The organism is Bacillus cereus group sp. BfR-BA-01347 (genome assembly GCF_022663835.1).
Lineage (GTDB): Bacteria > Bacillota > Bacilli > Bacillales > Bacillaceae_G > Bacillus_A > Bacillus_A thuringiensis_K.
Map to the genome: position 1 here is coordinate 397,899 of NZ_JAKUGG010000002.1, position 13,239 is coordinate 411,137.

Genomic DNA, 13,239 nt, shown 5'->3' on the forward strand with positions numbered 1-13,239 from the left:
TCACGAATTTAACCTATGAACATAACTAGGGGGGATAACAATGTATCAAACACTTAAAGGCTTCTTGCAATCATGGACATACGAGGCTGAGTCTACTCAAAAGATGCTCGATGCATTAACAGATGAATCTTTGTCACAAGAAATCGCACCTGGGCACTGGACGTTAGGCAGGGTTGCTTGGCATATCGTGACGGCAATTCCTGTTATACTATCTGGCACAGGGCTAAAGTTTGAAGGAGAAACAAAAGATTATCCTGTTCCAACTTCTGCAAAAACAATTGCAGATGAATACCGTAAAGTGAACGCGGCTTTCGTTGAAACACTTCAAAATAAATGGACTGATAAAGACTTAGCTACTATTAACGACTTCTTTGGTCGTCCTATGCCGAATTCTATATTTTTAATGACACTTATTAATCATCAAAATCATCACCGCGGGCAAATGACAGTTTTAATGCGACAAGCTGCCTTAACAGTCCCTGGCATATATGGTCCTTCAAAAGAAGAATGGGCTGCGGCTGGAATGGAAGCTCCTAAAATGTAACAACAAAAAAGACAAGGTGTTTACACATCTGGTCTTTTTCTGTAACTTGTTTCATGTGAAACTATTTTTTACTAAATGATTGTTTTATGGAAAAGATAGGTTAAAATAAATACATATTATGAAGAGGAGTAACCAAATTGAATACAAAAAATAAAAAAATAGTTATGGGAACTATTTTACTAACTTCTCTTATTGGAGTTATTAGTGTATCTCTTTATTTCACCTATTATGGTACCCCTTGGGGAAAACAAGCAGCAATTACGGAATCAAAAGAGTATATTACAAAATATTTTAACCTAAATGCAGAAGTCAAAAATACTTCTTACGATGCTAAAATGAATAGCTATGCAATCTCCTTTGAAACAAGTACCGACGGCGAGTTTACTATCGAATATAAAAATCCTAATAACTTTAACATTTCTCCAGAAGTGCAAAAGTATTTAAGCACACACTCTAAATTTATAGAGTAGTAACGAAGCGTACATATACAAAAAAGAGTTGGTGTAACGCCAACTCTTTTTCACATATTCTTATCATACAGTTATATCTTCCTTCTCTATATTTTTAATGCCGTAATATGCAATCACAACTCCAATTGTCGCCAATGCTAGTTGAAGGGGAAGAAAAGTTGCTATAGAAAACGCTGGGTTGCCATTCATTGCAATTGAGACAACGATAAGAGATGAAACAATTGTAGTTGGCACGGAACGTTTACGCATTCCGAAATATAATGGGATTAAACTCATTCCCGCAGTTGCAATGGCTAAAGGAACTAGTTTTATTCCTTCTTGCATCAATTGATCTACTGTGAATGAATTAGGAAGAATTGAAAAATAACTATCTATCCCAAAGAAAACTCCTACTACTAAAATGTTAGATACAATAACTGTTATAAATGTTACTATCGCTGTAATAGTCAACTTACTAGCCATCATTTCCTTTCGGTTAATAGGATAAGAAAACATAAGTAGTATTGTTTTGTTTTTATATTCGCCAATTATTAACCTTGCGATTAATACACTACCAAAAATAATAAACGTTGCTCTTACTATTGTGCTAGCCATTAACAATATCGTCTCTGGATTCCTTATTTCTGCATCACCTTCTACTTGAGCGATGATGCTCACAAAGATCATTAATGCCAGTATAACAACATTTGCAATAATTGCTCTCTTCACGTACCAACCAAGCTTAAACTTTTTCAATTCTAGCTTCATTAAATGTAGCATGATAGTGTCCTCCTTCCTCCTAAGATTTAATCAATATAAATGACTCCTGTTTCACTTAAAATCTTCGCTTCATTTTTTGCATCACCAATCGTTCCTACTTTTATTTTTTCTGTATTTTTATCTTTCTTAAGTCCTTTTAAATCCACTATTACGTCAGCCGAATTACTTTTAGCCATAAGCTTCAATGATGCCGGGACACCTTTATACCGTACGCCAATATCCCCTGATTTTGTTTCTACAAATAATGATTTTCCTTCTGTCATATCTTTCAGTAAGACTTCCCCAGATGTTGAAGTGATGTTCATATTTGAGTTACTTACATTTGTTATATAGTTATCACCAGTCGCAGACTTTATATTTAATTCTTGTACTGAACTATCTTTTACAACTACCTCTCCACTTTGCGATATGAATTCACCTTTCTCCGCTGATAGTCCTACAATCATTCCATCCCCAGATTTCCCTTTTGTCACAATGCTTTTTACTACTATATCGTTTATTTTCACATCACCCGATTTATTATTTAATACAATTTTATCTATCTCTTTCTTCGGAATAGCTATACATATACTATTTTTCTTTCTAAACGTAAAACCATTAAAAATTTGGCTGCCTTTTGTTTTTGCTTAATCACAATTTTATTTTCTTCATTTTCTATCTTGACGGGATCTATCTCTTTATCTACTTGTTCACCTTGAGCGGAAATTACTATTTTATTAGCGTCTGTACTTTTAAATTCAATATCCCAGTTTTCATTGTCTACTTCTATTTCTTTTATATTATTTATCTCAAAAGACTTTTCTTTCTTAAAATCCTTCCCCTGAAATATCTTAAAACCAAAAACCGCACTAGCAATTGTAATGAATAATATTGCAATTACTATTATTTTTTTCACCAGTCATACCCCAGTTCGTTGTTGTTTTAGGCTTGCTTCACGCCACATCGATCTTGTCGATTTTACGAAACGATAGATAACTAATGAAAATTCCTAATAAACAGAGCACGATTGGGATAGCTATAAAATCAAACATACTTACTTGACCGTTTCCAGGACCATAGTTACCACTAATCAGCATGCCAATTATTACTGCCGAAGTAATCGTTGTCGGTGTCGATTTCTTTCTCATTCCAAAAAATAAAGGAATTAAACTTATACCAGATATCATAAATGCACTTATAAAAGTACCTGGAACGATAGCTATTATTTCACCTATCGTAGCAGGTGTTTCAATCAGTCCCATCATTGGACTCACAAAATATACGAGCAAACTAATAATGAAAGTCGCGATAATCGTGCTCACAAAACAAAAACAAAAAACAATTGTTAATTTCGCACTCATTAGCATTTTCCTTTGAAGCGGATACATAAATGATAGTTGTATCGTTTTATTCTTATACTCATCAATTACTAAACGTGATAAAATGACCGAACTAAAAATAATGAATGTTATCCTAATAAAAATATTTACTAAAGCCATATTCTGTGTGAAGTCAAAGAAGAGTACGTCTCCCTCGGCTTTCATTCCCCATGCCATAAGGCTTACTACAGCGAAAATTGCTATAATACAAATTGCTACACTTTTAAAGTAACTAGATAATTGATGTTTCTTCCATTCGAGCTTCATTAATTTAAACATATAAACCACGCCTCCATTCTTTATATACCTGTCTCTACGCTGCTAACATTCTAATTCCAGCAGTAACGAAGCTTAACATTCCTATCATTAGTAGAATTAACAACCATTTCCGCCCTGGTTTCCTATAATATAAAATCCCACTTATGAACATTACGACCAATCCACTTACTAGATTTACTAACAATCCATTAAGCATGAATGCCCTCTCCATCCATTACATTTAAGAAATATTCCTCTAAGGAACTATGTTTCTTATTAATACTTTCAATTTCCACATCGTTCATAATAAGTGCTTTTGAAATGGCTTGCTGAGACACTGCCGTATCATACACACGAATCATATTTCCGCTCATTATTTTATAATTTTTTATGGCAAGTTTATCTTCTAAAATATAAGCTGCACGCTTCACATCAGGAACAGTAATTTCAATGTACTCTGTTTGTTTTCCGTTAATACTCTTCATTGAAACTTCTTTTATTAGTTTTCCATTTTGAATTACACCAATTGTATCCGCCATTAGTTCCATCTCACCTAAAATATGACTAGAAACTAATAATGTAATGCCATATTCTTTGCAGAGCATTTTAAATAAGTCTCGTAACTCTTTAATACCAATTGGATCTAAACCGTTAATTGGTTCATCTAAAATGAGCAGTTCTGGCTTTGTTACGATTGCCCTTGCAATACCAAGTCGTTGTTTCATTCCCAATGAAAAATCTTTTACTTTTTTATTATCTATCCCTTGCAGTTTCACTAAATGTAATGCATGGTCAATTTCATTTTTATCGTAATAGCCCATATATTCACAATGTAATTCTAAGTTTTCTTTCGCCGTTAATTTATCATAAAAGATTGGATATTCAATAATTGTCCCCATTCTTTTTAATACTTCATAAGATGTGTCTGTTAACTTCTCACCGAAAATTTCAATCTCACCGCTCGTCGGTTTTATTAAATTTGTAATCATTTTCATAATCGTTGTTTTACCAGCACCATTCGGTCCTAAGAAACCGTATATCTCTCCTTTTTTCACATGCATGTTAACGCTAGAAATAACTTCTTTCCCTTTAAACACTTTCGTTAACTGATTCGTTTTTAATATATAGGTCATGTCACTTTCCCCTTTCGCACTACTTTATATTTTTATAATAGACAACGGAAATCTCTTTTTTCTTACCCGTTTCTTACAAATTCCTTACGCTGAAAAAAAAGCTTGTAGAATCTACTTCTCTACAAGCTAAAACTGCATCTTTTTTAATGCAACTGTAAAAATTGTTTTTTCATACGGCTTACTAGAAAGATGAATTTTTCCATCCATCGCTTCCACCAGTCTTTTCGTAATCGTTAACCCTAAACCGCTTCCTTGGTACAATCTATTTCTCGAATCTTCAAGTGTGTACATACGCTCAAACACTTTATCAATATGAGATTCATCAATCCCTTTTCCTTTATCCCATACGTATATATACACATTCGTTTCATCATCTCTTAACGTCATACCCAGTATCTTTCCATCGTCTCCATATGTAATTGCATTTGATATTAAATTGTTCAATACCCTACCTAATACTTCTACATTTCCAAGTGCATATATATTTCTTTCTGGTATATCAATATGAACTTGAAACCCTTTCGCCGTCACTAAATCATAAAAAGATAAAATCTTCTCACGACAAACTTCATTCATATTTACTTTTGTCATCTCAATTGCCTTGTCACCAGATTCTAGTTTTGCTAAATCAAAAAACTTATGAATCAGTTCCATTACTTCTAGTGTTTTCACATGCACCTTTTCAAGTAATATTTGCTGTTCTTCTTTATTCATCGTTTTATCCTTATTTAACATTTCTGTATATCCAAGAATAACTGTTAGCGGCGTCTTTAAATCATGTGAAATATTTGAAAGCATTTTTCTCATCGAAATTTCTACTTTTGCATGATCTGCATTCGTTTTCTGTTTTGCATCTAATAATTGATTAATTGCCACTAATAATTTTTGCAATTCTAGATCATCTGTCATAACGAGTAACTTCTCGCCTGTTTGTACATTTACAATACTTTCCAACTTTTCATATGTGTATCGTAGATTTTTACTACTATTTTTTCTCATTTTATATTGTATGTAAATGACACATAACAATATAAAAATAATACTTATTAACAAATTGACCATATTACATCACTTCCAACTTATAGCCGATGCCCCATAACGTTTTAATATATTCTGGATTAGATGGATCACTTTCGATTTTCTCACGCAATCTCCTCATATGAACATTAATAACGTTATCATCTCCATAATACTCTTCGTTCCAAACTAACGTATATATTTGCGATTTTGTAAATACACGATTTTGATTCTTTACGAACAGTTTTAAAATCTCAAATTCTTTTAAAGTAAGTTTGAGAGGCTTCCCGTTTTTTTCTACGGTAAAATTAATTGGATCGATTGTTAAATCGCCAATTTGAATCATCTTTTCTGTTTCTTCTGTAGTCGAATATTTCGTAGATCTTCGAATACCTGCCTTTACACGTGCAGCTAATTCAATCATAGAAAATGGCTTACAAATGTAATCATCTGCTCCAAGTCCTAATCCAACAGCTTTATCAACATCTGTATCTTTTGCCGACATCATTAAAATCGGAACAGCACTTTTTTCTCGAATAATTCGTACAACCTCTAAGCCATCTAGCTTTGGCATCATAATGTCGAGGATAATCAAATCAAATGAACCTTTTAAATATGTGTTCACGCCTTCTTCTCCATCAGACGCAATTGTTACTTGAAAGCCCTCTTTTATCAAATACTTTTCCACCATCTCTTGAATTGAGATATCATCTTCAACTAATAAAATATGATGTGACATATGTCTATCCCCTTTTTACAAACGTTAACAACTCAATTGTATCCTAACTACTACAGACTTGAAACAAATATATGAATTTTCAAACCAACTTCCCTTCCTTCCTTAACAATGATATGATGAAATTCACTATGATTGTTCATAATTAACTTTATATAAAGGAGACTTATCATGTCAGAAAACAAAAAAGTAAGCTTAGCTGATTTAATGCGCGAACAACTTGCAAAGAAAAAGCAAGGAAATGGAAATGGTCAAAATGCAAAAAATCAAAGCCAAGAAACGAAAAAATTGCAAAACCAACAAACAAAGAAAACAAACAACCAACGTAGACGTACAGGTGTGTAAATGAACGGACAAAAACGTTCTAATATCGCGCCCGGTCTTGAAGTTGATATTGTATTAAAACAAGATCAACGAACAGGCAAATTAACACGTGGAATTAATTGTAAAAGATATTTTAACAAACTCCCCTTCCCATCCGCATGGCATTAAAGTACGATTGCAGGACGGGCAAGTCGGTAGAGTACAAAATATCGTTCAATAAGAAAAGGAGCTCAAGTAAACTCGAGCTCCTTTTCTTTATTAACCTTTAATTTTCTCGATGAAAACTACTTTTAAGTAGTCTCCTTCTTTAAATTGATCAATGGTACGGAAATCTTCTGGTAAAGAATGTTCTTCTAATATTTTATATTTGCCATTCATTTCTTTAAATGCTGTATCGATAAAGCCTTTAAACTTTTTCATATCGAATGCGCTACAATTTGTAGAAGCAACGATAATTCCGTTATTTTCTGTAATGGCAATTGTTTCTTTTAATAAGTTTTTATAATCTTTCGCTGCACTAAATGTATATTTTTTTGAGCGTGCAAAGCTTGGAGGATCAAGTACGACCATATCAAATTTCATTTTTTTCTTCGCTGCATATTTGAAGTAAAGAAATACATCTTCTACAATAATATCTTGCGCTTCATAATCAACTTCATTTACACTAAACTGCTCAATCGTTTTACTTAAACTACGATTTGCAAGGTCAACACTCGTCGTTTTACTCGCTCCGCCAAGCGCTGCAAATACAGAGAAAGCACCTGTATAAGAGAACATATTTAACACTGTTCTTCCCTTTGCATATTTATCACGAATTTGTTTTCGAACGTTACGTTGATCTAAAAATACCCCAACCATTGCCCCATCATTTAAATAAACCGCAAAGTTTACACCGTTCTCTTTTACGATAAGTGGGAACTCGCCGCGCTCTCCTGCTACGAAATCATCACCCTCAATATATTTCCCTTTCGTATCAAAACGCTTTTTCTCATAAATACCTTTAAAGTTTGCTACTTTTTGAAGAGCAGCTATAATCTCATCTCTGAAAGTGTAAATCCCTTCACTATACCAACTTACTACGTAGTAGCCACCATAATAATCGATAATTAGTCCTCCAAGACCATCACCTTCACCATTCACCACACGGAATGCTGTCGTATCACTTGATTTGTAAAATTGCTTTCGTTTATGTAAGGCAGATTTGATTTTACTTTCAAAGAAAGATTGATTAATTTGTTCACTCTCTTTTCTCGTTAAAATCCAGCCATATCCTTTATTTTGTTTTCCATAATAACCTTTTCCGACAAAGTTGTTCTTCTCATCTACTACTTTGATGATTGTTCCTTCTTCACGAACATCATTTAAATTTTGAATCGCATCTTTTAAAATAAGCGGATATCCACTTTTAATTTCTTTTATAAATTTCGGTTTTATTTTTACAGTTACTTCTGATCGCATATAATAACTTCCTTTCCATTTGCATGCTTTCTCTACAGGAAGCATTTAAAAACGAGCCTGAAAAAACAGCCCCGTTTCACTATACCATATTATTGCTTTGCTAGTACAACTAGCTCATCCCCTGGCATAACAGCTATATATTTATACAATGTTGAAAAAGTAAGACTACCATCTCGATGGCGAATAAATAATATTAAATCCTCTGAATCGCTTTCTTCTTTATTAATTTTTTGTTCTTCTGCAACTTGTATCGTTTTAAAAATATAACCATCTTCAATTTTTCTATTTAACTCTTCATAAATTTCATTTTGACCAAACAGTAAATGAGCTTTTTTTGAAAGAGAAATGCGTTCTTGTTCAATCTTTTCCACATCATGGATTGGAAGTAAAAATGTATTATGATGTCCAAACTGCGGTACGTATGTATTTGCAACTAATACATTATAAGAATCCGTATCTGTAACTGCAATTAAGTATTCATACTGATTCATATCAACTTCAAATTGTAACTGTTCAGAGAGTACTTGGCCATTATATGTATTAAGCCCTTTCACCTTTGCACATTGCAAATGTTCTTCAGATACATCTACAATTAAGCTCGGAACACCCATCTCTTTACAGTGCAATGCAAAAGCAGATGAGAATGTACTCGCACCTGAAATTAAGATTCCTGGTGGCTCCGTATTTGCCAATCCTAATTTCTTCGCTAAAAATCCAATTGAAAATCCGTGAGCACACACGGTCGTAATAACGAGTGCAAATGTAAGTGCCGTTAATATAGCAGCGTCTTTATAACCTTCTTGTAATAACTCCGTCGCAAAGTAACTTGAAACCGTTAATGCAACGATACCTCGCGGTGCAATCCAGCCAACTAGCGCCCGTTCTGCTTTTGTTAACTCTGTTCCAATTGTCGATATCCAAATCGATAAAGGACGTACAACAAACAACATCATAAGTACAAAACTTATAATAGGCCAGCTGAAAATCTCCATAATAGTTGTTCTTGGAAGCGATGCTGTTAATATAATAAAAACAGTCGACGTTAGTAGTACTGAAATATTTTCGTTAAAATGACGAATATCACCGATAGAAGAAATATATTTCTTCATCCGTGCAAGCGTAATCCCCATTACGGTTACAGCTAGCATACCTGTTTCATGCATCACTTCATCCGCAATGCCGAAGCATAATAATACCGTAACTAACAAAATTGGTGCTTTTAAATATTCTGGTACTTTTCCCTTTAAAATCATATAACTCATAAAAATACTAAATACATAACCGAGCACCATTGCAAATAATGAACCTGCAAAGAAATACAGCAACGTATGTAATTGTACATTATCTTTCGTTAAGAAATTTACAATTTGAAAGGCAAATACAGCAAGTAAAGCTCCAAATGGATCAACAATAATCCCTTCCCATTTTAAAATTGCAGCTGTTCTTGGTTTTAATCGTGCTTGGCGTAACAACGGAATAATTACCGTTGGACCTGTCACAATAAAAAGTCCTCCAATAATAAATGCAACCGCCCAATCTAATCCAGCGACGTAATGAGCTGCAAGTGAGCCAGCAATCCACGCGATAAACGCACCAAACGTAACGATACGAAATACTGGTTTTGATAGTCCCCTCAGTTCACGTATATCTAAACTTAAACTACCCTCAAACAATATAATTGCAACAGAGAGTGATACGAGTGGACTAAAAACATCTCCAAGCACCTCTTTTGGATTAATAATACCGAAAACTGGACCAATTAATAATCCAGCAACTGCCATAACAACAATGGCAGGAAGCTGGAAGCGCCATGCAGTCCATTGTGAAGCAATACCTAACGTAATAATAATAACGATACTAAGTAAAAGTGATTCAACCATAATACCCTCCTTATTCATAGTATTGCGACAGCAAAGTATAAACCATACTTTGCTTCTATATATTTTCAATCAATTCTATTTACATAATATATAACCAAGTTAAATATATAGTCAACCCATTCAAAAAAAGAACACTGTACTTACATAAAGGGAAACTTTAATCAGCCCTCACCTAACTTCTTTGCTTTCGCTGAATTTTGAGGTGGGGGTCTTACTGACCGGCAAATAGCGGGATAAAAAATATTATCATAAACTAAGATTACCATTGACAATGATAATGATTTTCATTATCATTTAATGTATATGAGTTCTTGAAAATATAGCTACATTTATAGGAGGAATAAACATGATTATTGTTACAAATACAGCTAAAATTACAAAGGGAAATGGACATAAATTAATTGAGCGTTTTAATAAAGTAGGTAAAGTTGAAACGATGCCAGGCTTTTTAGGTCTAGAAGTTCTTTTAACGCAAAATACAGTTGATTATGATGAAGTAACAATTAGCACTCGCTGGAATGCAAAAGAAGATTTCCAAGGTTGGACAAAGAGCGCTGCATTTAAAGATGCTCACTCACATCAAGGCGGAATGCCAGAATATATTCTTGATAATAAAATTGCTTACTATGATGTAAAAGTTGTACGTATGCCAATGGCCGCAGCACAGTAAAAACAGTCCTTTTTTAAAGTATAGAATATGAGAAGCGTTATCTATCACTTCTCATATTCTATACTTTTTTCTTTAATTTCTTTTTACTAATTTTGCATGTACAACTAGCCTCCCAGCCTCTGGATCAAGCGCATAATCACAAGTAGAAAGTGTTACGATTTCATCATTAGCCGTCAATTCCGTATCCGTTTTGTACAGTGATTTTTCTTGAATTTCCTTTAAGAACGATGTATATGCTGCATCATTTTCAAAATCCGTTTCAATGTAATAAAAGTCCGTTGTTGTCGTGTATACTGAAAAAACTTCCACGTCGTATCCTTCAAATAATGTATCGTAATATAATTTACGATGAGACATAAAAAAGTCTTCATCCAACATCTTTTTTAAACTACCAAACATAGAACCGTCTTTCATACGATGGCCATATAAAATCGTATTTCGATTTTGAGATTTCACATCATTACGATGGTCCATAAAAATGCTTCCCGCTCTCATATCTTCACCTTTATAATTACGAAATAAATAGTAATCATTATCTTTTGCTTGAACGATTGGATAATTAATTTGTGTATCATCCATCGTAATCCATCCGACTATCTCTGGATTAATTTTCTGGAGATCCTGAAACTGTTTACGTACCTCTCCATCTTCTGATTTTTCTTCCATTGGACTTCTTTTGTAAATATGTTGTGCCTCAGCCATTACTTTACGATTTTCATAATAATCCATGAAAATCCCGCCCAACTCATACATTGAATAGAAAAAGATTCCTAAAAACACAATTGTAAGTATGCGTTGAAAAAAAGAATTCTTTTTCCGTCCTTTCTTACTATTCAAATTATCACCTCAAAACGGATTATGCTCAGCCTTTAGATTCCCATAGGTACCATGTACAATCCGGTATCTTCATCCTGCTTTACAATGACATCTACACCATATATTGCTTTAACCATTTCTTCTGTTATTACATCATTAGGATTACCTTTCGTAATGATTTCTCCATCTTTCATAACGATAATATGGTCGCTATAACGAATGGCTTGATTAATATCATGTAATACCATTACAATCGTTAGTCCATGAACTTCATTTAACTCTTTCACTAACTCTAATATTTCTAGCTGATAGTAAATATCTAAATATGTGGTCGGCTCATCTAAGAAGAGCATTGGTGTATTTTGAGCTAATGTCATTGCGATCCAAACTCGCTGCCTCTCTCCACCAGATAAAGCATAAATTGGCTTATCACGCTTACTTTGTAAATTCGTACATACTAGTGCACGCTCAATCGCTTCTCTATCTTCATCTGTTTGCGGAGAGAATATATTTTTATATGGCATACGCCCGAAGCTTATTAGCTTTTCCACTGTAATATCTGCTGGAGCCTCATTTTGTTGATGGACAACCGCTAGCTTTCTAGCAAACTCTTTCGGTTTATATTCACTAATCGCTTTTCCATCAAGTATTACTTCTCCACTGCTAGGAGCGTGGTTTCTAGACATGACACTAAGTAATGTTGATTTCCCACATCCATTCGGTCCAATGATTGTTGTAATTTTTCCAATTTCTATTTCACTACTAACAGACTTTAATCGATTTGTTACGTTATCGTATGAAAAGGTTACATTTTTAATTTCCATGAACTTTATCACTCTTTCTAAGCAAGAATATTAAGAATGGACCACCAATAACCGCCATAATTGTTGCTGCTGGAATTTCGTTAGGTGGCACAATTAACCTTCCAATCGTATCTGCCGTCAAAATTAATAACGCCCCTGCAAGAGCAGAAAATGGAATTAATACTTTATGGTCTGAACCGACTAATTGTCTTGAAATATGTGGAACTAGTAATCCTACAAAAGCAATAACACCTGCAATCGCTGTTGATACTGCCGCTAAGAGTACTGCAATGGCAGAAATAATAAGACGAACTCTCGTCACGTGCAAGCCTAAGTTTTTCGCAGTCTTATCTTGTAGCGATAATAAGTTACACCAAGCTCCTACGAACAGAGCAAGAATAAGACCAACCGTTCCATAAGTCACCATTATTTCTACATCGCCCCACGTCTTCATTGTTATGTTAGAAGTCGTCGTTTGCTTAATACTCTTAATAAAATACCCACAAATCGTAACGAATGATTCATTTAACCCAGTAAACATTGCATTAATGGCAATACCAATTAAAATAATGCGAAGCGGGCTTAATCCTGATTTCCATGAAAACGAATAAACGAGATAACATGCAAGCGCACCACCTAAAAAGGCGAATACGGGTGTCCAGAAAAAGAATTGCGGGAACAACGTAATAATAATAAGTGTCATAAAACTAGCTCCTGAAGATATACCGATTACCCCAGCATCGGCGAGTGGATTTTTCATAACAGCTTGAAAAAGCACACCTGAAACAGCAAGAGCCGCTCCAGTGAACAACGCAATAATAATACGCGGAAAACGTAAATCTTTAATGACTTCAACATCTTCATTTCCACCTGTAAATATCCCTTGTACAAGTTCAACAATACCTACTTCTAAACTCCCTTTCATCGCTGACAATGATGTCATAACAATAAGCAATGCAGTAACAATGAGGAAACTCCAAGTTTTTTTATTCATTCTACTCTTCCTTTATATT

Annotated in this window: 15 protein-coding genes and 2 pseudogenes; 5 read left to right on the forward strand and 12 right to left on the reverse strand. The window is 34.0% G+C overall.

The window, feature by feature from the left end:
- The first annotated feature begins 40 nt into the window (after positions 1-40).
- Together MR143_RS05365 and MR143_RS05370 are read left to right on the forward strand one after the other, a co-directional pair.
- On the forward strand, positions 41-544 hold the full coding sequence (locus MR143_RS05365) for a DinB family protein (protein WP_000285030.1): 504 nt from the start codon (positions 41-43) through the stop codon (positions 542-544).
- 137 nt (positions 545-681) lie between these two features.
- Complete coding sequence (locus MR143_RS05370) at positions 682-1,014, forward strand: YfjL-like protein (RefSeq protein ID WP_001093310.1); 333 nt, start codon at positions 682-684, stop codon at positions 1,012-1,014.
- A 63-nt stretch (positions 1,015-1,077) separates the two neighbouring features.
- Here MR143_RS05370 and MR143_RS05375 read toward each other — a convergent pair whose 3' ends face one another.
- The 7 genes and pseudogenes from MR143_RS05375 to MR143_RS05405 all read right to left on the reverse strand — a co-directional run bounded on the left by MR143_RS05375 (position 1,078) and on the right by MR143_RS05405 (position 6,278).
- On the reverse strand, positions 1,078-1,773 hold the full coding sequence (locus MR143_RS05375) for an ABC transporter permease (protein WP_000902930.1): 696 nt from the start codon (positions 1,771-1,773) through the stop codon (positions 1,078-1,080).
- Between the two features lie 26 nt (positions 1,774-1,799).
- Positions 1,800-2,668: pseudogene (locus tag MR143_RS05380) on the reverse strand (DUF4097 family beta strand repeat-containing protein).
- A gap of 37 nt (positions 2,669-2,705) precedes the next feature.
- A complete protein-coding gene (locus MR143_RS05385) occupies positions 2,706-3,410 on the reverse strand; it encodes an ABC transporter permease (RefSeq protein WP_000475557.1) in 705 nt (234 codons plus the stop codon).
- A 34-nt stretch (positions 3,411-3,444) separates the two neighbouring features.
- On the reverse strand, positions 3,445-3,606 hold the full coding sequence (locus tag MR143_RS05390; protein WP_000931778.1) for a hypothetical protein: 162 nt from the start codon (positions 3,604-3,606) through the stop codon (positions 3,445-3,447).
- Positions 3,599-4,522, reverse strand: a complete 924-nt coding sequence (locus MR143_RS05395) for an ABC transporter ATP-binding protein (protein ID WP_000221091.1) — start codon at positions 4,520-4,522, stop codon at positions 3,599-3,601. The genes MR143_RS05390 and MR143_RS05395 overlap by 8 nt, the downstream gene beginning before the upstream one ends.
- Before the next feature lie 126 nt (positions 4,523-4,648).
- Entirely contained in the window at positions 4,649-5,584 is a 936-nt protein-coding gene (locus MR143_RS05400) for a HAMP domain-containing histidine kinase (protein ID WP_000247688.1), read from the reverse strand.
- 1 nt (position 5,585) lies between these two features.
- Positions 5,586-6,278: a response regulator transcription factor gene (locus tag MR143_RS05405; protein WP_000018036.1), complete on the reverse strand. Its 693-nt coding sequence runs from the start codon at positions 6,276-6,278 to the stop codon at positions 5,586-5,588.
- Positions 6,279-6,446: 168 nt separating this feature from the next.
- On the opposite strand from MR143_RS05405, the gene MR143_RS05410 reads away from it, so the two are divergent.
- On the forward strand, positions 6,447-6,620 hold the full coding sequence (locus MR143_RS05410; protein WP_001293578.1) for a hypothetical protein: 174 nt from the start codon (positions 6,447-6,449) through the stop codon (positions 6,618-6,620).
- Positions 6,621-6,819, forward strand: a pseudogene (locus MR143_RS05415) (YwbE family protein).
- A gap of 38 nt (positions 6,820-6,857) precedes the next feature.
- Here the strand turns inward: MR143_RS05415 and MR143_RS05420 are convergent.
- Together MR143_RS05420 and MR143_RS05425 are read right to left on the reverse strand one after the other, a co-directional pair.
- Complete coding sequence (locus MR143_RS05420; protein WP_001255969.1) at positions 6,858-8,057, reverse strand: class I SAM-dependent rRNA methyltransferase; 1,200 nt, start codon at positions 8,055-8,057, stop codon at positions 6,858-6,860.
- A gap of 89 nt (positions 8,058-8,146) precedes the next feature.
- A complete protein-coding gene (locus tag MR143_RS05425) occupies positions 8,147-9,937 on the reverse strand; it encodes a cation:proton antiporter (RefSeq protein WP_046945867.1) in 1,791 nt (596 codons plus the stop codon).
- Between the two features lie 346 nt (positions 9,938-10,283).
- Here MR143_RS05425 and isdG point away from each other — a divergent pair, with 346 nt between their 5' ends.
- Entirely contained in the window at positions 10,284-10,607 is a 324-nt protein-coding gene (gene isdG / locus MR143_RS05430; protein ID WP_000587818.1) for a heme oxygenase, read from the forward strand.
- A 72-nt stretch (positions 10,608-10,679) separates the two neighbouring features.
- Here isdG and srtB read toward each other — a convergent pair whose 3' ends face one another.
- Genes srtB through MR143_RS05445 form a run of 3 tightly spaced genes read right to left on the reverse strand, consistent with a single transcriptional unit; the run spans position 10,680 to position 13,220 of the window.
- Positions 10,680-11,444 carry a class B sortase gene (gene srtB, locus MR143_RS05435; protein ID WP_001086122.1) on the reverse strand — a complete coding sequence of 255 codons (765 nt, stop codon included), beginning with the start codon at positions 11,442-11,444 and terminating at the stop codon, positions 10,680-10,682.
- A 32-nt stretch (positions 11,445-11,476) separates the two neighbouring features.
- A complete protein-coding gene (locus tag MR143_RS05440; protein ID WP_000403761.1) occupies positions 11,477-12,247 on the reverse strand; it encodes an ABC transporter ATP-binding protein in 771 nt (256 codons plus the stop codon).
- On the reverse strand, positions 12,237-13,220 hold the full coding sequence (locus MR143_RS05445; protein ID WP_001036834.1) for a FecCD family ABC transporter permease: 984 nt from the start codon (positions 13,218-13,220) through the stop codon (positions 12,237-12,239). The genes MR143_RS05440 and MR143_RS05445 overlap by 11 nt, the downstream gene beginning before the upstream one ends.
- Positions 13,221-13,239 lie beyond the last annotated feature (19 nt).

Bases quoted from the DNA above. Each gene is read 5' to 3' on its own strand.
- MR143_RS05365 (WP_000285030.1), top strand. From the start codon at position 41: ATGTATCAAACACTTAAAGGCTTCTTGCAATCATGGACATACGAGGCT.
- MR143_RS05375 (WP_000902930.1), bottom strand. From the start codon at position 1,773: ATGCTACATTTAATGAAGCTAGAATTGAAAAAGTTTAAGCTTGGTTGG.
- MR143_RS05385 (WP_000475557.1), bottom strand. From the start codon at position 3,410: ATGTTTAAATTAATGAAGCTCGAATGGAAGAAACATCAATTATCTAGT.
- MR143_RS05390 (WP_000931778.1), bottom strand. From the start codon at position 3,606: ATGCTTAATGGATTGTTAGTAAATCTAGTAAGTGGATTGGTCGTAATG.
- MR143_RS05395 (WP_000221091.1), bottom strand. From the start codon at position 4,522: ATGACCTATATATTAAAAACGAATCAGTTAACGAAAGTGTTTAAAGGG.
- MR143_RS05400 (WP_000247688.1), bottom strand. From the start codon at position 5,584: ATGGTCAATTTGTTAATAAGTATTATTTTTATATTGTTATGTGTCATT.
- MR143_RS05405 (WP_000018036.1), bottom strand. From the start codon at position 6,278: ATGTCACATCATATTTTATTAGTTGAAGATGATATCTCAATTCAAGAG.
- MR143_RS05410 (WP_001293578.1), top strand. From the start codon at position 6,447: ATGTCAGAAAACAAAAAAGTAAGCTTAGCTGATTTAATGCGCGAACAA.
- MR143_RS05420 (WP_001255969.1), bottom strand. From the start codon at position 8,057: ATGCGATCAGAAGTAACTGTAAAAATAAAACCGAAATTTATAAAAGAA.
- MR143_RS05425 (WP_046945867.1), bottom strand. From the start codon at position 9,937: ATGGTTGAATCACTTTTACTTAGTATCGTTATTATTATTACGTTAGGT.
- isdG (WP_000587818.1), top strand. From the start codon at position 10,284: ATGATTATTGTTACAAATACAGCTAAAATTACAAAGGGAAATGGACAT.
- MR143_RS05440 (WP_000403761.1), bottom strand. From the start codon at position 12,247: ATGGAAATTAAAAATGTAACCTTTTCATACGATAACGTAACAAATCGA.
- MR143_RS05445 (WP_001036834.1), bottom strand. From the start codon at position 13,220: ATGAATAAAAAAACTTGGAGTTTCCTCATTGTTACTGCATTGCTTATT.